The organism is Brachymonas sp. KE5 (genome assembly GCF_057773645.1).
In genome coordinates this window covers 562569-584373 of record NZ_CM173463.1, presented here as the reverse complement: position 1 = coordinate 584373, position 21805 = coordinate 562569, and the positions used below count along the sequence as shown (strand labels likewise).

At 65.7% G+C, this 21805-nt stretch carries 21 protein-coding genes; 17 read left to right on the top strand and 4 right to left on the bottom strand.

Translation table 11 applies throughout. The features are described from left to right. The first annotated feature begins 1 nt into the window (after position 1). From ACX36O_RS02740 to ACX36O_RS02675, 14 genes are all read left to right on the top strand, one after another. Positions 2 to 145, top strand: coding sequence for a hypothetical protein (locus ACX36O_RS02740; RefSeq protein WP_213358971.1), 144 nt, complete (start codon positions 2 to 4; stop codon positions 143 to 145). Between the two features lie 203 nt (positions 146 to 348). Next, entirely contained in the window at positions 349 to 1278 is a 930-nt protein-coding gene (gene dapA, locus ACX36O_RS02735; RefSeq protein ID WP_371687159.1) for a 4-hydroxy-tetrahydrodipicolinate synthase, read from the top strand. Between the two features lie 65 nt (positions 1279 to 1343). Continuing rightward, positions 1344 to 2423 (top strand): NlpB/DapX family lipoprotein, encoded by a 1080-nt coding sequence (bamC, locus tag ACX36O_RS02730; RefSeq protein ID WP_488360013.1) that lies wholly within the window; start codon positions 1344 to 1346, stop codon positions 2421 to 2423. A gap of 97 nt (positions 2424 to 2520) precedes the next feature. After that, on the top strand, positions 2521 to 3303 hold the full coding sequence (locus ACX36O_RS02725; RefSeq protein WP_371687161.1) for an MBL fold metallo-hydrolase: 783 nt from the start codon (positions 2521 to 2523) through the stop codon (positions 3301 to 3303). A gap of 108 nt (positions 3304 to 3411) precedes the next feature. Further along, the gene (locus tag ACX36O_RS02720) at positions 3412 to 4869 is read left to right on the top strand and encodes a coniferyl aldehyde dehydrogenase (protein WP_371687162.1); all 1458 of its coding nucleotides are present in this window, start codon (positions 3412 to 3414) and stop codon (positions 4867 to 4869) included. A gap of 190 nt (positions 4870 to 5059) precedes the next feature. Next, on the top strand, positions 5060 to 7294 hold the full coding sequence (locus ACX36O_RS02715) for a TonB-dependent receptor (RefSeq protein ID WP_371687163.1): 2235 nt from the start codon (positions 5060 to 5062) through the stop codon (positions 7292 to 7294). A 52-nt stretch (positions 7295 to 7346) separates the two neighbouring features. Continuing rightward, positions 7347 to 8024 carry a Fe2+-dependent dioxygenase gene (locus ACX36O_RS02710; RefSeq protein WP_371687164.1) on the top strand — a complete coding sequence of 226 codons (678 nt, stop codon included), beginning with the start codon at positions 7347 to 7349 and terminating at the stop codon, positions 8022 to 8024. Next, entirely contained in the window at positions 8024 to 9190 is a 1167-nt protein-coding gene (locus tag ACX36O_RS02705; RefSeq protein WP_213358945.1) for an alpha-hydroxy acid oxidase, read from the top strand. The genes ACX36O_RS02710 and ACX36O_RS02705 overlap by 1 nt, the downstream gene beginning before the upstream one ends. Positions 9191 to 9313: 123 nt before the next feature. Continuing rightward, on the top strand, positions 9314 to 10078 hold the full coding sequence (locus ACX36O_RS02700) for an energy transducer TonB (protein WP_213358943.1): 765 nt from the start codon (positions 9314 to 9316) through the stop codon (positions 10076 to 10078). Between the two features lie 44 nt (positions 10079 to 10122). After that, complete coding sequence (locus tag ACX36O_RS02695; RefSeq protein ID WP_250130956.1) at positions 10123 to 10818, top strand: MotA/TolQ/ExbB proton channel family protein; 696 nt, start codon at positions 10123 to 10125, stop codon at positions 10816 to 10818. Between the two features lie 4 nt (positions 10819 to 10822). After that, a complete protein-coding gene (locus ACX36O_RS02690) occupies positions 10823 to 11239 on the top strand; it encodes an ExbD/TolR family protein (protein WP_488360012.1) in 417 nt (138 codons plus the stop codon). Further along, complete coding sequence (locus ACX36O_RS02685) at positions 11236 to 11487, top strand: hemin uptake protein HemP (protein WP_250130955.1); 252 nt, start codon at positions 11236 to 11238, stop codon at positions 11485 to 11487. Before ACX36O_RS02690 ends, ACX36O_RS02685 begins: the two co-directional genes overlap by 4 nt. A 109-nt stretch (positions 11488 to 11596) precedes the next feature. Next, on the top strand, positions 11597 to 11854 hold the full coding sequence (locus ACX36O_RS02680) for a hypothetical protein (RefSeq protein ID WP_488360011.1): 258 nt from the start codon (positions 11597 to 11599) through the stop codon (positions 11852 to 11854). Between the two features lie 113 nt (positions 11855 to 11967). Beyond that, the gene (locus ACX36O_RS02675; protein WP_213362603.1) at positions 11968 to 12681 is read left to right on the top strand and encodes a Bax inhibitor-1 family protein; all 714 of its coding nucleotides are present in this window, start codon (positions 11968 to 11970) and stop codon (positions 12679 to 12681) included. Between the two features lie 204 nt (positions 12682 to 12885). On the opposite strand, the gene rlmD is transcribed toward ACX36O_RS02675, so the two are convergent. From rlmD to surE, 4 genes are all read right to left on the bottom strand, one after another. Further along, the gene (gene rlmD / locus ACX36O_RS02670) at positions 12886 to 14520 is read right to left on the bottom strand and encodes a 23S rRNA (uracil(1939)-C(5))-methyltransferase RlmD (protein ID WP_488360010.1); all 1635 of its coding nucleotides are present in this window, start codon (positions 14518 to 14520) and stop codon (positions 12886 to 12888) included. Between the two features lie 85 nt (positions 14521 to 14605). Continuing rightward, complete coding sequence (locus ACX36O_RS02665) at positions 14606 to 15418, bottom strand: peptidoglycan DD-metalloendopeptidase family protein (protein ID WP_213358933.1); 813 nt, start codon at positions 15416 to 15418, stop codon at positions 14606 to 14608. 82 nt (positions 15419 to 15500) lie between these two features. Then, on the bottom strand, positions 15501 to 16406 hold the full coding sequence (locus ACX36O_RS02660) for a protein-L-isoaspartate(D-aspartate) O-methyltransferase (RefSeq protein ID WP_213358931.1): 906 nt from the start codon (positions 16404 to 16406) through the stop codon (positions 15501 to 15503). A gap of 3 nt (positions 16407 to 16409) precedes the next feature. Next, positions 16410 to 17198 (bottom strand): 5'/3'-nucleotidase SurE, encoded by a 789-nt coding sequence (gene surE, locus ACX36O_RS02655; protein ID WP_213358923.1) that lies wholly within the window; start codon positions 17196 to 17198, stop codon positions 16410 to 16412. Between the two features lie 247 nt (positions 17199 to 17445). On the opposite strand from surE, the gene ACX36O_RS02650 reads away from it, so the two are divergent. From ACX36O_RS02650 to ACX36O_RS02640, 3 genes are all read left to right on the top strand, one after another. Continuing rightward, positions 17446 to 18021 (top strand): YceI family protein, encoded by a 576-nt coding sequence (locus ACX36O_RS02650; RefSeq protein WP_213358921.1) that lies wholly within the window; start codon positions 17446 to 17448, stop codon positions 18019 to 18021. 203 nt (positions 18022 to 18224) lie between these two features. After that, positions 18225 to 20174, top strand: coding sequence for a DUF47 family protein (locus ACX36O_RS02645; protein WP_250130953.1), 1950 nt, complete (start codon positions 18225 to 18227; stop codon positions 20172 to 20174). Further along, positions 20171 to 21793, top strand: coding sequence for a PEP/pyruvate-binding domain-containing protein (locus ACX36O_RS02640; RefSeq protein ID WP_213358917.1), 1623 nt, complete (start codon positions 20171 to 20173; stop codon positions 21791 to 21793). Before ACX36O_RS02645 ends, ACX36O_RS02640 begins: the two co-directional genes overlap by 4 nt. Positions 21794 to 21805: the final 12 nt, after the last annotated feature.

Here is a 21805-nt window from a genome sequence, read left to right as displayed (position 1 = left end):
CATGTCGGTCACCGGACGTATCCTGCTCTGGCTGCTGGCCCTGCTGGTGCTGGCCGTGGTGTTCCTGCTCTATGCCCGGCCGGATTTCATGGTGGATGTGAGCAACCTGGTGTGGAGCTGCTTCGGACCGGCCCCGGGGCAGTAAAGCCGGAGCCAGGAGAGCCTGTTCCGCCCGCTGCAAGCCGGCTGCCGATCACGGAACAGACAAACTCCTCATCGCCTCAACAGGCTCGCCTGCTGTTGCGCGATACGCCAAGTAACGGATTTGTTGTCCGCGGCTATCGGCAGAAGGCCGGTTTGTGTGGCAATATCTGTTGATTACAATCAGATGTCGCGTCGCCGGCAGTCATGGCCGGCAGCGCCAGCCTTATCGTTCATCGAGAGAAATTCCCCATGCAACCCCTTTCCGGCAGCATTGTTGCACTCGTCACCCCCTTCCAGCCTGATGGCCAGGTCGATTACGCCGCCCTGCGCAAATTGGTGGACTGGCACATCGAACAGGGCACGGACTGCCTGGGCGTGGTCGGCACCACGGGCGAATCGCCCACTGTCAACGTTGACGAGCACGTCGAGATCATCCGCGTCACCGTCGAGCATGCTGCCGGCCGCATCCCGGTAATGGCCGGCTGCGGCGCCAACTCCACGGCAGAAGCCATCACGCTGGCCAAGGCGGCCAAGAAGGTCGGCGCCGACTGCCAGCTGCAGGTCGTGCCCTACTACAACAAGCCCACCCAGGAGGGCCAGTACCAGCACTTCAAGGCCATTGCCGAGGCCGTGGGCGACCTGCCCATGATCCTGTACAACGTGCCCGGCCGCACCGTCGCCAACATGGAGAACGACACCGTGCTGCGCCTAGCCGAAGTGCCGGGCATCGTCGGCATCAAGGAAGCCACGGGCGACATCGCCAAGGCCGAATGGCTGATCCGCGACCTGCCCAAGGGTTTCGGCGTGTACTCGGGCGATGACCCGACCGCCGTCGCCCTCATGCTCTGCGGTGGCCAGGGCAACATCAGCGTCACCGCCAACGTGGCGCCGCGCCTGATGCACGAGTTGTGCGTCGCCGCGATCGCGGGCGATCGCGAAACCGCCATGAGCATCCAGTTCCAGCTGATGCCGCTGCACAAGCACCTGTTTGTCGAGGCCAACCCGATCCCGGTCAAGTGGGCCGCGGAACGCCTGGGCCTGTGCGGCGGCACGCTGCGCCTGCCGCTCACGCCGCTGTCTCCGGGCAACCACGCCGTGGTCGAGTCCGCACTCAAGGCCGCCGGCCTGCTCTGATCCGCATCCGATTCTTACTCCTGCACCAAAGGAAATCCTCTGTGAAGAATTTGCAGAAACTGTCCGTGCTAACCCTGGCTGCTGCCACCCTGGCCGCCTGCTCCCCCTTTGCCGGCCCCACCGGCGTCGACTACAAGTCGGCCCAGAGCGGCAATCCGCTCGAAGTTCCGCCGGACCTGACGCGCATCAGCAATGACGGCCGCTACAACATCCCGGGCAGCGCCAGCGCCACCGCCTACGATGCCCAGCGCGAAGCCGGCAGGAAATCCGGTGCCACCGCGCTCGACAATGTGGGTGACGTGCAGATCAAGCGCGAAGGCAACCAGCGCTGGCTGGTCGTGGCACGCACGCCGCAGCAGCTGTGGGATCCGGTCAAGACCTTCTGGGAAGACAACGGCTTCGTGCTGGCCATGGAAGACCGCCGCGTGGGCGTAATGGAGACCGACTGGGCCGAAAACCGCGCCAAGATCCCGCTGGATCCGATCCGCCGCACCATTGGCAAGGCGCTGGATTCGCTCTACTCCACCGGCGAGCTGGACCGCTTCCGCACCCGCCTGGAAAGCAATGCTGCCGGCGGCACCAATGTGTACGTCAGCCACCGCGGCATGGAAGAAGTGCTGCGCGGCCGCGACAAGGAACAATCCACCTGGCAGCAGCGCGCCAACGATCCGGCGCTCGAGGACGAAATGCTGCGCCGCCTGATGATGTCGCTGGGCGTGAGCAAGGAGCGTGCCGACGCCATGCTGAGCTCCAGCAAGGCCGGCGCTGCTCCGGCCAACACCGTGTCCTACGCCACCAACACCGGTGCCCTGCAGTTGAACGAGGATTTCGACCGTGCCTGGCGCCGTGTCGGCCTGTCGCTGGACCGTACCGGCTTCACGGTGGAAGACCGCGACCGCGCTGCAGGCACCTACTACGTACGCTACGTGCCTTACGAAACCGGCAAGCAGGAGCAGCCGGGCTTCCTGGGCCGTCTGTTCAAGCGCAAGGCGCCCGAGGCCAAGCCGGTGCGCTACCGCGTGGTGGTGCAGTCCCAGGGGGCCACCAGCGTCGTCGGCGTGCTGACCGAGTCCGGCCAGCAGGCCAACCCGATCGACCGCGACCGTATCCTCAAGGTGCTGGCCGAGGATCTCAAGCGCATCTGATCCGCGCATCCCGCCAGAGCCACAACCGCCCGCCTGATCGCAGCCGGGCGGTTGCCATTTCTGGCATCGACTGTTCTTCTGACGTCTTACCGATTTCGTGGCCATCCGTTTCAAGAGCCTGGGCAGCGGCAGCGCCGGCAATGCCACGCTGGTGGAGTCCACCGAGGGCCTGCATACCAGCCGCCTGCTGATCGACTGCGGCATGTCGCCGCGCCAGCTCACGCTGCGCCTGCAGCAGGCCGGCGTGGAACCCGGGCAACTCACGGCGATTTTCATCACCCACGAGCACAGCGACCATATCGGCTGTGCGCCAGTCTTCGCGGCACGCCACCGCATTCCGGTGTGGATGAGCCGCGGCACCCACGCCGCCGTCGGCCGGCCGGAATCGCTGGATGATCTGGTGCACTTTGCCCGCGACGGCGAGGCCATCGACCTGGGCAGCATGCTGGTGCAGCCCTTCACCGTGCCGCATGATGCGCGCGAACCGCTGCAGTTGCTGTGCTCGGACGGCGACCGCCAGCTCGGCATCGCCACCGACCTGGGCCATGCCAGTGCGCACGTGATCGCCATGCTGGAGCGCTGCCATGCGCTGCTGCTGGAGGCCAACCACGATCCCGACATGCTGGCCGCCTCGCGCTACCCGCCCTTCCTGAAGCGGCGCGTGGCGGGGGATTTCGGTCACCTGAGCAATGCCGCGGCAGCGGCACTGGCGCAGCGCATCAACCACGCCGCGCTGGGCCACGTGCTGGCCGCCCACCTGAGCGAACGCAACAATCTGCCCGAACTGGCCTCGCTGGCCCTGACGGCCGCCCTGGGCCGCTCGCAGGACGAGGTGATGCTGGCCACCGCGGCTGAAGGCAGCATCTGGCTGACGGTATAAACGGGATGGCGCCTTTGCCACCCGCCTGACAAACTTCCTTACAAAACCACGCCATCTGCATGTCCCGCCTGGGCCCAAGTGCCATACAGACTTCGTACACTTGAGTCCATGACTGCTTCCCTTCCGCTTTTTGGAGCCACTTCCGCCAGCCCCGCGGGGTTTTCCGCCTCTGCCGACGACCTGCACGCCCTGCTCGAACAGCAGCAGGCTGCCCACCATGCCGATCCGCTGCCTTCGCTGCGCCAGCGCCTGGAGCGGCTGGACCGCCTGCAGCGCATGCTGGAGCACACCAGCCAGATCTTCATCGACGCCATTTCGGCCGACTTCGGCCACCGCTCGGCCCACGAAACCCGCATGGCCGAGATCCTGGTGGTCGAGCTGGAGCTGCGACACTCGCGCAAGCACCTGGGACGCTGGATGAAGCCGCGCCGCATGCCCACTGCCATGAGCTACCTGCCGGGCAGCAACCGCCTGATGCCACAGCCCCTGGGCGTGGTCGGCGTGGTTTCGCCCTGGAACTATCCGCTGCAACTGGCCCTGGCCCCTGCCCTGGGAGCGCTGGCCGCTGGCAATCGGGTGATGATCAAGCCGTCCGAACTGACGCCGCGTTTCTCGGCGGAACTGCAGCAGGCCATTGGCAAATACTTTGCCGCCAACGAAATGACCGTGGTGCTGGGCGATGCCGAAGTGGGCAAGGCCTTCGTCCAACTGCCTTTCGATCACCTGCTGTTCACCGGCTCCACCGCCGTGGGCCGCCAGGTAGCCAAGGCGGCAGCCCGCAACCTGACTCCGGTCACGCTGGAGCTGGGCGGCAAGTCGCCGGCCCTGATCGACCTCTCGGCCGACATGGCGCTCAGCGCCGACCGCATTGCCGCCGGCAAGTTGCTCAACGCCGGCCAGACCTGTGTCGCACCCGACTATGTGCTGGTGCACCGCAGCCAGCAGGATGCCTTTGTCGAGGCCTATACCCAGGCTGTGCGCCGCCTCTATCCTGCCGTTGGCGACAACCCCGATTACACCAGCATCATCAGCCAGAAGCATTTCGGCCGCCTGGTGGGCATGCTGGAGCAGGCGCATCAGGGCGGCGCGCAGATCGTGCCACTGGGCGATACCGACATGGCACAGCGCAAACTGGCCCCCTGTCTGGTGCTGCAGCCACAGGCAGACATGCAGCTGATGCAGGAAGAGATCTTCGGCCCGATCCTGCCGGTGGTAGTCTATGACAACGCCGAGCAGGCCATCGAACTCATTCGTCAGGGCGATCACCCGCTGGCACTGTACTGGTTCGGCAACGATCACCATGCGCGCGACAAGGTGCTGGAGCAGACCCTGTCCGGCGGCGTCACCATCAATGACTGCCTGTACCACCTGACACAGCAATCCCAGCCTTTCGGCGGCGTAGGCGCCAGCGGCATGGGTGCCTACCATGGCGAATGGGGCTTCAATACCTTCAGCAAGCTCAAGCCGGTGTTCGCACAGTCGCGCCACAGCGGCACGCGCTGGCTGCAGCCGCCCTACGGCGAGCGTTTCGAGAAAGTGATGCGCCTGCTCAAACGTTACGGTTGAGTACGGCAGTCCGGCGTGCTGTTGCGCGGAGCAAACAAGCACGCATATACAAATGATAATGGTTTTTATTTGTATACAATGGCGACCTGATACCGGGCCGGCAGGCCCGGCATCGCGTTAGCCAGCCACACTGCCGCGCGCCGCGCAGCCATAGCCAGCAAGTTGTTCCCTCCGCATTTCCTTTGCTGCTATGACCCAAGATTCTTCATCGCGACGCGCCGCCATCGCGCCTTCCTCCCCGGCTCGCAAGGTCGTCCCCCTCGGGGCCGCCCTGTTGCTTGGCAGCCTGGGCACTTCCACCCTCGCACAGACGACCCCTTCCGGAGATGCCACTCTGCCCACGGTGGAAGTGCGCGAGGCGGCCCTCGTCCCGGAAGGCAAGGACACGCTGCGCGCCGCTACCGCCCACATCGGCAAGGGCAAGCAGAAGCTCCGCGACATTCCCCAATCCGTCACTGTCGTGACCGAAAAGCTGATCGACGACCGGCAACTCGATACCGTCAAGGAAGTCTTGAAGAACACCGCCGGCGTCACCTTCCAGGCCGGCGAAACCGGCGAGGAGGACATCCGCCTGCGCGGCTTCTCGCTCGCCGCCAGCGGCGACATCTTCGTGGACGGCATGCGCGATCCGGCGTTCTACGACCGCGACACCTTCAACATGGACCAGGTGGAAGTGCTGCGGGGTTCTGCCTCCATGCTGTTCGGCCGGGGCTCGACCGGCGGCGCAGTGAACCAGGTCAACAAGCTGCCGCGCCTGATTGACGAAAACGAGGTGTCCGCCACCATCGGCAGCGGCGGCCGTGTGCGCGTGACCGGCGACTTCAACAAGCAGACCGGCGAGAACCAGGCCCTGCGCATCAACGTCATGGGCGACCGCGCCAGCGAGAACGGCATCGGCGCCAGGGAAAACAAGAAAGGCATTGCCGCCGCCTACCGCTGGGGCATCGGCACGCAGGACGAGTTCCTGGTGAACCTGTTCCATCTGGACAACCGCAACGGCATCAACTACGGCCTGCCTTACTTGCTGCCGGCGAATCCGTCCGGCGCGTCCGATCGCAAGCTGCTGCCGGTGGATCCGAAGAACAACTACGCCATGGCGAGCGACCGCAACCACAGCAAGGCCACGCTGCTGGGGCTGTCGCACACCCACCGCTTCGATGATGGCGGCGAGGTGACCACGCGTGTGCGCAAGGGCCGGTTCGAGCGCGACATCCGCTCCAGCGCCATCGGCTTTGCCGACCGCAGCACCGACGAGACCACGTTCGGCAACGCGTCTGCGCTTGTGCGCCGTCCCAAGTTCAAGATTCAGGACGTGGACACGCTGCACGCCCAGAGCGACTACACCAACAAGTTCCGTACCGGCAGCGTCGAGCACAGCATCACGGCCGGCGTCGATTTCGGGCGCGAGGAAAAGGATGTCTACTCACCGCTGAGCACGGGCGACAAGCCCGGCACCACCATCGGCACGCCGGCGGATGGCGCATGGATCAACGAGGACGCGCGCCCGCTGTACCGCTCCAGCCACTATCGCTCCAATGCCTTTGGCGCCTATGTGCAGGACGTGGCCCAGGTGGCGCCACACTGGAAACTGGTGGGCGGCCTGCGCTATGACCATCTCAAGGGCGACTACGAAACCTACACCGCCACCGGCAACACCAGTCGCTACCAGATGAAGGTGTCCGAGTGGAGCCATCGCCTGGGGGTGCTGTACCAGCCGACGGAAAGCCAGTCCTACCATCTGTCCTACGGCACCTCATTCAACACCTCGGGCGATACCTATTCCCTCAACGCCAGCAATGCCGGCATCGCCCCGGAAAAAAGCCGCAACATCGAACTGGGGGCGCGCTTCGACAGCCCGAACAAGCAGTTCAGCACGCGCGTGGCGCTGTTTCACTCGACCAAGTACAACGAGCGCAACACCGATCCCGACCTGCCCGTGGCCAACCTGAGCGGCCAGCGCCACACCGCCGGTCTGGAAATGGACATCACCGGGCGCATCACGCCGAAGTGGGAAATCTACGCTTCCTACATGTACCTGCCGGTCGCCAAGGTGGACAAGGCCGCGCCCTGCCCCGCCACCGGCAGCTGCAGCCAGAACCAGCCCGGCGAGCGCGTGGGCGAGCGCCCGGGTCTGACGCCCAAGCACAGCGGCACGGTATGGACGACCTACCAGTTCCATCCGAAATGGCGCGCCGGCACCGGCGTGAACTTCCGCAGCAGCCAGAAGCCGGTGCTGTCGGACATCAAGGTGCCGGGTTACGCCACCTATGACCTGATGGCCGAATACCGCCACAGCGATGCCCTGAGTTTCAGGGCCAACGTCAGCAACCTGACCAACAAGCACCATGCCGCGGAGCTGTATCGCGGCTTCTACGTACCAGGTGCCGGCCGCAGCTACGCGCTGACTGCCACGCTGAAGTTCTGACCCCCCTGCCGCCGCTTTGTTTCGGAGCGGTGGCTTTTCTTCCTGTACCGCCATGCTCGTCACCCTCGATTCCGTGCTGTCTGCTGCCGACATCGCCCGCCTGCGTCCGCTGCTGGACGCCGCCCCCTGGACAGACGGACAGCGCACCGCCGGAAGCCAGGCGCGCCACGTCAAGCACAATGACCAGCTGCCTTCCGATTGTGAAACCGCCGCGGCCGTGCGCCAGGCCGTGCTGCAAGCGCTGGACTGTCATGCGCGCTTCTTCAGCGCCGCACTGCCGAAAAAGGTGTTCACCCCGCGCATCAACCGCTATCAGGGGAGCGGGCACTACGGCATGCATTACGACAATGCCGTCATGCGCCGCGCCGACGGGCAGCAGGTGCGCTCCGACGTTTCCTGCACGGTGTTCCTGAACGAGCCGGACGAATACGAAGGTGGCGAACTGGTGATTCACGACACCTACGGCGAGCAGCGCGTGAAGCTTGCTGCCGGCAGTGCGGTCCTGTATCCCGGCACCAGCCTGCACGAGGTGCGACCGGTCACGCAAGGGCAGCGCCTGGCCTGCTTCTTCTGGATCGAAAGCATGGTCCGCAGCGACCCCCAACGCGCACTGCTGCACGAGCTGGACATGGCGATCACCAGCCTGCGCGCGCAGCACGGCGAAACGCCGCAAACGCACACGCTGACCGGCACTTATCACAACCTGCTGCGCATGTGGGCGGACACCTGATGACTGGCTCCATTCCGCTGCCCCGCATCGACGCATTGCCGCCGGATCTGGTGACTCCTGCCGACTTCGAGCGCCACGCGCTCGCCACGCTCGATCCCGCGGTCGCTGCCTATTTTCTGGGCGGAGCGGCTGACCAGCACACCCTGCGCGCCAACCATCGCGCCTGGAGCGATCTGCCATTGCAGCCACGCGTGCTGCGCACTTTGGCCGGCAGCCATACCCGGACCGTGTTGTCCGGCCGCACGATCGACTGGCCGGTGCTGCTGGCACCCGTCGCACACCAGTGTCTCGCGCACCCGGATGGAGAAATCGCGACGGCCCACGCCGCGCTCGCCTGTGCCACCGGCATGGTGCTGAGCACCCAGTCCAGCGTCACGGTGGAAGACATCCGCGCCATTCTTCACTCGGAAGGCACTGCCAGCGCACCGCCGCTCTGGTTCCAGCTCTATTGGCAGCACGGTCGCGCACACACCCGGGCCCTGGTCCGGCGCGCCGAAGCGGCCGGTTGTGAAGCTCTGGTGCTGACCGTCGATGCACCGGTGCAAGGCGTACGCGATCTGGAGCGGCGCACCGGTTTTCGCGTGCCGGCGCAGTTTCCCGCCCCCCATTTGCATGATCTGCTTGCTCTGCCGGCAACCGCAGCAGACCGTCCCCCCGGCGGCCTGTGCCATGGCCTGGCCGCGCTGGCCCCCGACTGGGACGATGTGCAGTGGCTGTTGCAGCAAACACAGCTGCCCGTCTGGCTCAAGGGCATTACCCACCCCGAGGACGCGCAACTGGCCCGCGAGCTGGGAGCCACCGGCATCGTCGTCAGCAACCATGGCGGACGCACGCTGGACACCCTGCCTGCCACGGCCACCCTGCTGCCAGCCATACGCACCGCCGTCGGCTCCGGCTACCCCGTTCTGGTGGATGGCGGCATCCGCCGCGGCACAGATGTCTTCAAGGCGCTGGCCCTGGGCGCCAAGGCAGTCCTGATCGGACGGCCGCAAATCCATGGCCTGGCAGCGGCCGGAGCCGTCGGCGTCACCAGCATGCTGCGCCAGTTGCGCGACGAGTTCGAAGCCTGCATGACGCTCTGCGGCTGCGCTTCTGTCGACGACATCGGTCTCCGTCACCTTTATACTTCGGCCCCTCCTATCATTGCTAATGATTCTCATTTATAATTCGTGCATCGCTTTCCAAGCCTGAGGAGTTCCACCATGGCCTACAGCCTGTTGATTGCCGCACTGATTGTTGCCCCCGCCTGCTGGCTCATCCTGCGTCCTTGATGTTTCTCCCGCCTCCGCATGTCCTTGCCTCTGTCTTTTTCCGGATCTTCCCGACACGTCCTCGTCAGCACCGGCATCACGCTGCTGCACCTCGTCGTATTCGGGCTACTGGCAGCCCGTGCCACCACGCCTGCCACCCTGCCGGAAGTCACTCCGGTGCAACTGATCGCCCTGGCACCGGAGCCCACACCTGTCGCACTCGCGCCTGAGCCCGCAGCGGCGCCAGCCCTACCCGGAGCGCAGCAGCGCACACAAGCACCCAAACGTCCCGCTCTGCCCAAGCCCGCCGCCAACCCGGAGCGCAAACCCGACCCCGCTCCACGTCCCCGAACACCGGCCCGGGAAGTCCCGGCGCCCGAACCTGGAGCCGTCACAGAGCCCCCGGTCCGGCCCGCACCCGCCGATGGCCGCGCGGACCCTGCTCCGCCTGCCACCGCCCGCGCGGGCGCAGCCAGCACCGGGCTGGATCAGGCCAAAGACGATGTGCCTGCGGCCCCCGCAGTCGAACTGCCCAGCACCCGTGCCAGCTACCTCAACAACCCCAAGCCGCCCTATCCTGCCTCCAGCAAGCGTCTGGGCGAAACCGGCACCGTGCTGCTGCGCGTGCTGGTGGGTGCCGACGGCAGTGCGGAGCGCGTTGCCCTGAAGAAGTCGAGCGGTTTCGACGCCCTGGATTCCTCCGCGCTGGACACCGTGCGCCGCTGGCGCTTCGTGCCTGGCAAGCGCAACGGACTACCCGTTGCCATGGAATACACGGTCCCCATCGCCTTCCGTCTGGAATAACCCCCCTTCCATTTCCCCAAGCGTTTTCCGAAAGGTCGTTTCGAATGACAAGCCCCTCCCCCGTAGCCGCCATGGACCTGTCCCTGCTCTGGACGCAGGGCGACTGGGTCACCCGCAGCGTCGCCCTGCTGCTGCTGGCCATGTCCATTGCCACCTGGAGCGTGATTGCCCTCAAGAGCTGGGATTTGTGGCGTGCGCGCCGCCAGGCCGCAGGCGCCGAGCAGTTCTGGCACAGCGCCAGCCTGCCCGAAGGTATGCGCCACCTGGGCGCGAGCGACAGCCCCTTCCACCAGCTGGCCACCCAGGGCCAGGAAGCCCTCGCCCATCACCGCCAGAATGCCAACGAACTGCACGGCAGCCTGAGCGCCAGCGACTGGATCAGCATGTGCCTGCGCAACAGCATGGACGGCAGTCAGGCGCGCCTGCAGTCCGGCCTGTCCATCCTCGCCTCGATTGGCTCCACCGCCCCCTTCGTCGGCCTGTTCGGCACGGTCTGGGGCATCTATCACGCACTCATGGGCATCAGTGCCAGCGGCGCTGCCACCATCGACAAGGTGGCCGGCCCGATCGGCGAAGCCCTCATCATGACCGCGCTGGGCCTGGCCGTCGCCATTCCTGCCGTGCTGGCCTACAACGCGCTGCTGCGCGGCAACCGCCGCGTGCTGCTCCAGCTGCAGCGTTTCGCGCACGATCTGCACGCCTACCTGATTACCGGCGCACGCGTCGCCAGCAAGGGGTGAGCACATGGCCATGCAGTCCTTCCATCATCCAAATGAAGATGCCGTGATGGGCGAAATCAACATGACCCCGTTGGTGGACGTGATGTTGGTGTTGCTGATCGTCTTCATCATCACCGTGCCGGTGCTGCAGCATGCGGTGCCGCTTTCACTTCCCAGCGCCAACAGCACCCCCGAGCAACTCAAGCCCGACCATATCCAGATCGCCATCGACGCGCAGGGCGGGATGTTCTGGAACGGCCAGCCGGTCTCCGCCGACGTACTGCCGGCACGCATGCGTGCCGAATCGGGCAAGCAGCCGCAGCCGGCGGTACAACTGCGCGCCGACCGCAATGTGCGCTACGACGCCGTGGCGCGCACGCTGGCCGCCGCGCAGCAGGCCGGATTGACCCGGATCGGCTTCGTGACGGAGCCGGTGCGATGAGCGAACTCCCCGCCTGGCCGGAACACAGGCAGCATCCCGAGCCGGCAACACAGGCAACGCTTCCGGTGCCGGCTATGCGCGAAGTGCGTGCCTCGCTGTCTGCCCAGGCCGGGCCGGACACAGACACCCCGCCCTGCTTCGCCAGCAGCGAACTCATGCGAGGTCACCGCACCATCGCCATCCGGCACAATGGCATCACCTACCGCCTGCAGGCGACGCGCCAGGGCAAACTGATCCTGACCAAATAGGGGTCCCGGCAAGGTCGCGCTTACCAATGGAAACCATTGCGCATGGCCGTTTTGTCCAATATTGGCCATGTTTTACGTTACTCTTTGCGATAGAAAGGAGTATCACTACATGACACCACTCTCCCACCGCGCAGTATCCCGGTGGCTTGCAGCAACTGGCGTCGCCCTGGTGCTGACGAGCCTGACGGCCTGTGCAGGCCATTCACAACCGGTAGGCCAGACCACTCCACCCCTGGGCTCCAGCGGGATCGGCATCAGCGGCTCCAGCGACAGCGGCGTGCAGATGTACGGCGTGGTCGACGTCGGGGTGGGCACTACCCGCACCACGGTCAACGGCCGCACCACCACCTCGTCCGGCCTGCGCTGAAACCGGCGCGCAAGCGCTTGAATTCCGTGAAAAAATCCGCATGTATGATGCGGTCTGCCGTTGCGGGATGGTCCCGCTCCGGCAAGCACATCAATTGAATGGAGATTGACCTTATGGACAACCGTCTGCAAACCGGCAACAGCCCCCTCGGTCACAGCTGGGGCCGTGGCAATGCCGTCAGCACGGCCGCCCAGCGCAACCAGGTATTGCGCAACACCTACTGGCTGCTCGCCCTGAGCATGCTGCCCACCGTCCTGGGCGCCTGGATCGGCGTCACCACCGGCATCACGGCCCGCCTCGGCGGCGGCCTGGGTCTGGTGCTGTTCCTGGGCGGCGCCTTCGGCTTCATGTACGCCATCGAGAAGACCAAAAACTCCGGGACCGGCGTGGCCGTGCTGCTGGGTTTCACCTTCTTCATGGGCCTGATGCTCTCGCGCATGCTGTCCGTCGTGCTCGGCATGGGCAATGGCGAACAGATCGTCATGACGGCGTTTGCCGCCACCGCCGGTGTGTTCGGCGTAATGGCCGTGCTGTCCTCCGTCATCAAGCGTGACCTGTCCGGCATGGGCAAGTGGCTGTTCGTGGGCGCCCTGGTGGTGTTCTTCGGCGCCATCGTCAACGTCTTCGTCGGCTCCACCGCCGGCATGATGGCGCTGTCCGTGCTGCTGATCGGCGTGTTCAGCCTGTACATGCTGTACGACCTCAAGCGCATCGTCGACGGCGGCGAGACCAACTACATCAGCGCCACGCTGGCGCTGTATCTGGACATCTACAACGTGTTCCAGGGCTTCCTCGCCATCTTCGGCATTGGTGGCAGCAGCGACTAAGCGCAACGCCCTCAAGACAAAGCCCCTTGCGCCGGATGGCCAAGGGGCTTTTTCGTACCAGTTGACGAGGCAAGCAGGCTACCAGCTGCAAGCGCCTGAATGCACGGCGCATCATCGCCGCCCCCTTCGCTCCTGACCCTGTGTAGCCGCTTCGGTTCCGCGCTGCTCCGTGCAACGCACATACGCGCCCAGCCAGTCAGCCAGTCAGCCAGTAAGCCCCCAGGCTGCATCGTCCCGCTCGAACACCGCCATGCTCTCCACATGCGCCGTGTGCGGGAACATGTTGACCACGCCGGCTGCAGCCAGTTTGTAGCCCGCCTGATGCACCAGCAGGCCGGCATCGCGCGCCAGCGTGGCGGGGTTGCAGCTGACGTACACAATGCGTTTGGGCGGCTGCCAGTCGGCCGGGGCCACGAAGGCACCCTCCTCGCCCTGGCCGAGACGTTGCTGGTGGATATCCGCCAGCGCCTTGGACAGCGCAAAGGCCCCTTCGCGCGGCGGATCGACCAGCCACTTGTCGGCCACGCCATCCTGCACCAGCATCTCCGGCGTCATCTCGAACAGGTTGCGCGCCACGAACTGCGTGGGCGCCAGCGTGCGGCCGTAGGCGTTCAGATTGTTGGCCGCATAGTTCTCGCGCGAGCGCGCCACCAGCGTCTCGCTGCCTTCGATGCCCAGCACCTCGCGCGCGTGCGTCGCCAGCGGCAGCGTGAAGTTGCCCAGGCCGCAGAACCAGTCGATCACGCGTTCCTGGGGCTGCACCTGCAGGCGCTGCAGCGCACGGCTCACCAGCACGCGGTTGATGTGCGGGTTGACCTGCGTGAAATCGGTCGGGCGGAACGGCATGGTGATGCCGAATTCGGGCAGGCTGTAGCTCAGTTGCGGCGTGTTCTCGCTGATGCAATGCACCGTGTCCGGCCCCTTGGGCTGCAGCCACCACTGCACACCCGGGTGGGAGGCGGCAAATGCGTGCAGCTTGCCCAGGTCGCCCTCGCTGAGCGGCTCCAGATGGCGCAGCACCAGCGCGGTCACATGGTCGCCGCAGGCCAGTTCGATCTGCGGGCAGGTGTCGCGTGCATCCATGCCGGCGATCAGCGCGCGCAGCGGCAGCAGCAGATCGCTGACGTGCGGCGGCAGGATGGCGCAGCTCTGCATGTCGGCGATGTAGCGGCTCTTGCGCTCGTGGAAGCCGATCAGCACCTCGCCCTTCTTGATCACATGGCGCACCGACAGGCGCGCGCGCCAGCGGTAGCCCCAGTCCGGCCCGTGGATGGGGCGCAGCAGATGGCCGGCCTTGCACTTGCCCAGATGCCAGAGGTTGTCTTCCAGCACGCGCTGCTTCATCGCCACCTGGGCAGCCGGGTGCAGATGCTGCATCTTGCAGCCGCCGCAAGCCCCGGCATGCAGCCCGAAATGCGGACAACGCGGCGTGACGCGCTGGGAGGACTCCTTGTGCACGGCGGTGACCGTGGCTGCTTCCCAGGCGTCCTTCTTGCGGTGGCTGGTGGCGCTGACCCATTCGTAGGGCAAGGCGCCCTCGATGAAGATGACCTTGCCGTCGGCACGCCGTGCGACGCCCTTGGCGTCCAGATCCAGGGCGTGCACCAGCAGCCAGTCGTCCTGCGCGTGCGGCGGGCGTTTGCCGAAATGCGGCAGCAAGGCGGCCAGCTTGTCGCCGGTTCCACCGGCTTGGGCGGAGCCAAGGTCCGATCCGGCAGGAGCTGCGCCCGCCCCGGCACCAACGGGAGGCACCGGCGTAGCCCCGGACGCAGGCATACAGGCAGCCTCGGCGCCAGCAACAGCAGATTCAGAAAGACGGTCGGACTGGGTGCTACTCATGGCATCTATCACTCAAAAAACAAAAACCGCTTCCCGCATCACAAGGCACGGGAAGCGGGCTGGCAGCCTGCAGGCGTAATGCGGATCAGCGCGGCAGGTAGCTCAGCGGATTCACCGTTTTGCCGTTGCGGCGCACTTCAAAGTGCAGCTTCACGCGGTCGGCGTCGGTCTTGCCCATTTCGGCAATGGTCTGGCCCTTCTTCACGTTCTGGTTCTCTTTCACCAGCAGCTTGCTGTTATGGGCGTACACCGTGAGGAAGGTGGTGTTGTGCTTCAGGATCACCAGATTGCCGTAGCCACGCAGGCCGGAGCCGGCGTACATCACGGTGCCGTCGGCTGCCGCGGTGACGGGATCACCCTCGCGGCCACCAATGCCGATGCCCTTGTTCTTCACGTCGTCGAACGGGGTGACGATGGTGCGGCTCTGCGTCGGCCAGGCCAGCGCGATGCTGGCAGCGCCGGCGTCGGACGGCGGCGTGACGCGCGGCGCCGGCGTGGTGCTGGCGGGCGGCGTGACGCGCGGGGCCACCGGCGCGGCGCGGGCCACGGAGCCGGCCGGCGGCTCGATGCGCAGCACCTGGCCTACTTCGATCTGGTCGGGGTTGGGCACCCACTGGCTGTTCCAGCGCACGATGTCGCGCCAGTCGAGATTGTTGTTGCGGGCGATGCTGCGGATGGTTTCACCCGGCTGCACCGAGTAGTAGCCCGGCTTGTTGCGGAATTCGTAGCCCGGCAGCGTGGCCGGATCGACGCGGGGAACGCTAACACCGCCCGTGGAACGGTTCTCGACCGGAGCACGCGGGGAAGAGCCGCAGGCTGCCAGTACTGCAGCAATACCTGCACACACGGCCACGCGGAACAGGCGTCCGCCGAGGCCAGGGCTTTGTTTCAAAGTCATGCAATCCATCCTTGTTGTGCAACCTGGAACAGTACCCCGGATAAAGTCAGGCCAGCCCGAGGGCTGGCAGCAGGGGTACGGGCTATGCCAGTCCGGATTTTAAGGGAACAAAAAACACTGGCTCGAGCACAGTTTGTTGCAAACCGTTCGCCGTCTTGTCGAGCACCACCAGCACCTGGCTTTGCGGGCCGGTGGCCATCGGCGCCACGATGCGCCCGCCCATGGCCAGCTGGTCGACCCAGGCCTGCGGAATGGCCTGCCCGCCGGCCGCGGCAATGATGCCGGCGTAGGGCGCACCGGACTCGAATCCCTGCATGCCGTCGCCCAGCAGCAGGTGGATGTTGGGGATGCGGAACGGGCGCAGGTTGTCGCGTGCCTTTTCGTGCAGGCCCTTGAGCCGCTCGATGCTGTAGACCTCGCTCGCCACCTGGCTCAGCACGCTGGCCTGGTAGCCGCAGCCGGTGCCCACTTCGAGCACGCGGCCCAGTTTGGCATCGCGCGCTTGGCGCTGCATGGCCGGGCTGGACAGCAGCAGTTCGATCATGCGCGCCACCACGCTGGGCTTGGAGATGGTCTGCTGCAGGCCGATCGGCAGGCTGGTGTCGAGATAGGCCTGGCTCAGCAAGGCGCTGTCGACAAAGCAGTGACGCTCCACCGCCAGCATGGCCTGCACCACGCGCGGGTCCTGCAGGCCCTCGGCCTGCAGCTGCTGCACCATGCGGGCGCGCATGGCCGCAGCATTGCCCAGGCCTGTGTTGCCCACGGTACTGCGCGTCTGGACCGGCACCACATGCGGGCGTACCGGTGCGGGGCGCGATTGCTGCATGGCCGTCATGCGGTCGTACTGGCTGGCGTCCAGCGGCAGCGTGGGCACCAGCGGGCCGCTGCCCGGCGGCACCCGGGGCACGGCACGCGGCGCCGGCGGGCGCGCCGGCTGTAACGTATCCGCGCTCCACTGGTTGCGCGCCGGAAAGGTGGGACGCCCCATGACTCAGACTCCTCCGCTTCCCGCATCCGGCGCATGGGCGGCAAAGGCCTGCGCCCAGTAGCCCAGCGCTTCGTGGTCGGTCAGGTCGATCTTGAGCGGCGTGACCGAGACATGGCCGTTGGCGGTGGCGTGGAAGTCCGTGCCCTCGGCATCGTCCTTGACGGCACCGGCATTGCCGATCCAGTACATGGTTTCGCCGCGCGGGTTCTGCTGCGTGATGACGCGTTCGGCCGAATGCCGACGGCCCAGGCGGCACAGGCGCATGGGCTTGAGCTGCTCCAGCGGCAGGTTGGGAATGTTCACGTTCAGCAACCAGGGCGGCGCCATGCCGGGCTGCTCCGGCAGGAAGCGCGCCATGTGCAGCACCAGGCGTTTGGCCGTTTCGGCCGCGGCCTCGATATGCTCCCAGCCCTTTTCTACCTGCGAGAAGGCGATGGCCGGAATGCCAAACAGATAGCCTTCCATGGCGGCGCCCACGGTGCCGGAATAGATGGTGTCGTCCCCCATGTTGGCGCCGTTGTTGATGCCGGAGACCACCAGATCGGGCGGATTGTCCAGCAGGCCGGTGAGCGCGATGTGCACACAATCGGCTGGGGTGCCATTGATGTAGCGGAAGCCGTTGGCAGCCTGCTGCAGGTAGAGCGGCGAGTGCAGCGTGAGTGCGTTGGACTTGGCGCTGTTGTTGTATTCGGGTGCGATCACCTCGACGTCGGCCACGCCGCGCAGCGCCTGGTAGAGCGCCTCGATGCCGGTGGCCTGGTAGCCATCGTCGTTGCAGATAAGGATTTTCATGGCCCGGGAAATTGGGTGGAGAACAGCAGGTTTGCAACCGATTGTAGTGGCTTGCCAGCGCCTTTCAGTGACAGCAGCACATACCCCCTTCCCGCACCGGCAGGCACTGGCAACCCTTTGTGTGCACACCGGCAAAGACCTTGCATCTTCTTAGGCGATCGGGCGCAATGCTATATTATTCGTTGCGAGTCATTTGCATTGACTGCCCCTCCCATAAACCGGAGTTTCCCTGCCGAAAGGACGCCCCATGCGCAAAACCACCCTCGTTTCCGTCGTTGCTGCTCTGCCCTTGCTGGCCGCCCTGCCCGCGCAGGCCGCAAGCTACAAGATTGATCCGGCCCACACTTTCGCCACTTTCGAGATCGACCACTTCGGCGCCTCGGTCAACCGTGGCCGTTTCGACAGGAAGAGCGGCACGGTCGAGTTCGACAAGCTGAAGAAGACCGGCAAGGTCACGCTGGAGTTCGACGCCCGCTCCATCAACAGCGGCACTCCGGATTTCGACAAGCACCTGATGGGCGCGGACTTCTTCAACGTGGAGAAGCACCCCAGCATCCGCTTCGTCTCCGACAGGTTCGTCTACGAGGGCGACACCCTCAAGGAGGTGACAGGCAAGCTGACCCTGCTGGGCAAGACGCACCCAATCACTTTCAAGGCAAACCAGTTCACCTGTTACCCCAACCCCATCGCCAAGACCGAAGCCTGCGGCGGCGACTTCGTGGCCGAGATCGACCGCACGCAATGGGGCATGGACTGGGGCGTCAAGATGGGCATGCCGAAGAAGGTGCGCATCATTGCGCAGATTGAGGCGTTCAGGCAGTAAGGCCAGTTGGCGCCGCAGCCTGTGCCCGGCTGCGGGCAGCCACAGGGTTCGCTGGTGAACAGCGACAGCGGTCATGATCGCTGCGCGCGCAAGCAACCCGCATCTTCAGGGTGCACGGCCGTGCAGAAGACATAGGGCTTTCACATAACGTTCGCAAAATTGTCTTTTTAATGCTGCCCTCGCAGCATGGAAAGGACAAAGCCTTGCTCAAAGACAAAGCCGTGGCCTCGCTCGGCCAGCAGACGCTGCTGATGCCGGCCTGGATCACCGCCGCCCTGGCGGCCAATGACCGACTCAAGCTCTATCTCTCGCTGACCCAGGCCGCCGCGCAGCATGCGCGCAAGCCCGAGGACAGCATTGGCAACTGGAGCCAGGAACTGGCCCGCGCCGGCCTGCGCGATGCCGGCTGGACGCAGGATCTGGTGCGCCATGCCTATTACGATGAAAACACGCTGGTGCTCTCGCACATGCCGCAACTGCTGCAGGCCTTGGGCGACGACCTGCAGGTGATGGCGCGCCCGGTGGTCGATGGCGGCATGGTGAAAAACGCCCCCGACTTCGTGCAGCGGCGCGACCACTGGCTGCACGTGCTGCAGGCATTGAATGATGCAGAAGGTCTGGAGCAGGACGCCCTCACCTCCCTCACCCACGGCGAACGCAAGGCCGGTGACAGCTTCCACTTGCTGGTGATGGATTTGCACAAGCAGATCAACGCCCTGGCCAGCAGCGTCGCCACCGAGAATCTCGACGGCGCCCATGTCTGGAACATCCAGAAGGACGACCGCGCACTGGTGCGCGCCTTCATGCGCGGCCTGCACAGCACGGCGCCACTCAAATTCAGCCACCCCGGCTTGGACACCGCCGTCACGCGTGATGGCAAGCGCCTGCTGATCCAGAACGACATCGGCACCAACGATGCGCACGTGCTGGTGATCGAAGTGGAAGGCCAGACCATCCGCCTGACCTACTCCGACCTGCACCCGCCGCGCTTCAAGTTCTTCCAGGGCCTGCTGGAGAACGCCGGCTTTGTCTGGAAAGTGTCCGAGCCCGTCATCTCGCGCGACCTGAACGAGGGCAAGCCCTATACCGTGGGCATCGCCACGCTGGAGGCCGCCGACCAGGCTGCACTGGAACAGGGCCTGGAAGACATCGCTTCTTGCATCGTGTTCGTGATCGACTGGAACCGTGCGCGCAAGCGCCTGCAGCTGTTCGTGAGCAAGGCGCAGGCGGTGGCCATCCTGCAGCACACCTCGGAGCACCGCTGGGGCCATATGGGCTGGCTGCTGGCCGGTGGTGAGTTCCTGGTGTACGACACCATGGAAGCCGTGGGCAGCGACACTTTCCGCATCGGCGAGCGACTCGATGCCGTGCTGGGCGAAAACGGCGCACGCGCCTTCCTGATCGAGCTGCTGCGCAACTGCAGCGAGCTGCTGCAACAGCAGCAGCCGCTCACGCTGGTGCAGGACAAGGCGCGCCTGCTGCTGGGCCGCGTGCTGCAGCAACGCCATGTCGAGTTCGACCTGCTGGCCGAGCACGCCGCCTTCTGCCATGCGCTGGCGCAGACGCTGAGCGATGTGCTGACGCAGGGCTGCAACGGCCATTGCGAACAGGTGGTGCTGCGCGCCAAGAACTGGGAGCACCGCGCCGACCATCTGCTCACCACCGCGCGCCAGCGGGCCGAGCGCCAGCCGCACTGGCGCGCCGTGGTCGATCTGCTGGTGCAGGCCGACAACGTGGCCGATGCGCTGGAAGAATCCACCTTTGTCTATACGCTGACGCTGGCCGAACCCATCAACGGCCTGCCGCCCTCGGTGATGGAGGTGCTGGGCAAGCTGGCCGATACCACGCTGGTGGCGATCCAGGATCTGGTGAAGGCGATCGAGATCGCGCGCCTGCTCGATGCCGGCATCGACACCACCGACAGTGATGCCTTCCTGCAGATTCTGTGGCGCATGCTGCGTGCCGAGCGCCAATGCGACGATCTGCTGCGCACGGCCCGCCAGCACATCGTGCAGACGCTGCATGCGCAGCCGGCGGCCATGCTGCTGGCCACCGAACTCGCCACCACCATCGAAGGCGCTTCCGACGCGCTGGTGGCCACTGGTTACGCGTTGCGCCAGATGGCCTTCCTCAAGACAGGAGTCCCGGCATGAGCCACCACCACCCCTTCCCCTGGCCCGACCACCTGTATCTGGTCGATCATCCCGACAGGCAGCATGCTGCCTACGTGCGCAACGGCCTGTCGCCCAGCCGCGAAACCATGGGGTCGAAGGCGCACAACCTGCTGCGCATGGCCGAGGCGGGCCTGCCGGTACCGCCCGCACTGGTGCTGGGCACGCACTACGCCCACCACCGCAAGCAGTGCATCCACCCGCTGTTCGACACCGGCATTCCGGCGCTGGAACAAAGCTCCGGCTATGGCTTTGGCGATATCCGCAAGCCGCTGGTGGTGTCGGTGCGCTCGGGTGCGCCCATCTCCATGCCCGGCATGATGGAAACCCTGCTCAACATCGGACTGTGCGATGCCACGCTGCCCGGCCTGCTGCGCCAGACCGGCAACCCGCGACTGGTGTGGGATGCCTATCGCCGCCTGGTGGCGAGCTATGGCGAAGTGGTCGAAGGCCTGCCGGCCAGCCTGTTCGAAAATGCGTTGCAGGACCTGACCCAGGGCCGCGACGAGCGTCTGCTCGATTTCAGCGAACTGCGCCAGCTGACGCAGACCTATCTGGCCCTGTATGCCGAGCATGCCGGCCACCCGTTCCCGCAGGATGTGCGCCAGCAGCTCGCGCGTGCCGTGCTGGCGGTGTTTGCCTCCTGGGATTCGGCCAAGGCGCGTGAGTACCGCAAGCTCAATGGCATCGACAGCGCCATGGGCACGGCCGTGACCATCCAGCGCATGGTGTTCGGCAACGCAGGGGGGCGCAGTGGCGCCGGCGTGGGTTTCACGCGCAATCCGAGCAATGGCGAGCCGACGCTGTGGATCGACTTTCTGGCCAATGCCCAGGGCGAGGACGTGGTGTCCGGCCGCCGCAATGCGCACGGGCACGAGGCGCTGGCCGATCTGGCACCGGATGCCTGGAACGAGCTGTCGGAAGCCACGCGCACGCTGGAGCGCCTGTTCGGCGACATGCAGGATTTCGAGTTTACGGTGGAGGACAGCGAGCTGTTCCTGCTGCAGGCGCGTTCCGGCAAGCGCACGCCGCTGGCGGCGGCGCGCATTGCGCTGGACCTGCATGAAGAGGGTCTGATCGACCGCACCACGGCACTGCAGCGCACCGATACGCTGGCGGAGGACGACTTGTGCACCGCCCATCTGGCCAGCGACTGCGGTGCCCCGGCCAGCCCCGTGGCGCAGGCAGCCAGCGCCTGCTCGGGGGTGAGCAGTGGCGAGATCGCGCTCGATGCGGAACGCGCAGCCAAGCGTGCGGCCAAGGGCCACCCCGTGATTCTGGTGCGCAATGATGCGGAGACCAATGACATCGGGGCGCTGGAGCAGTCCGTCGGCCTGCTGACGCGCAACGGTGCGCGCACCTCGCACGCGGCGGTGGTGGCACGCCAGCTGGGCAAGGTGTGCCTGGTGGGCTGCGAAACGCTGCGCATCGATATCGGCGACCGCAGCATCCAGCTGGGCGAACTGGCGCTGCGCGAAGGCGATACCATCACGCTGGACGGCAACGCCGGGCTGGTTTATCCGGGGCTGATTGCCACGGTGCGCGAACCGGATGAAGCGGTGATTGCACGGCTGGAGCAACTGCGCAGGACGAAGGCCTGAACGGGCCGGTTG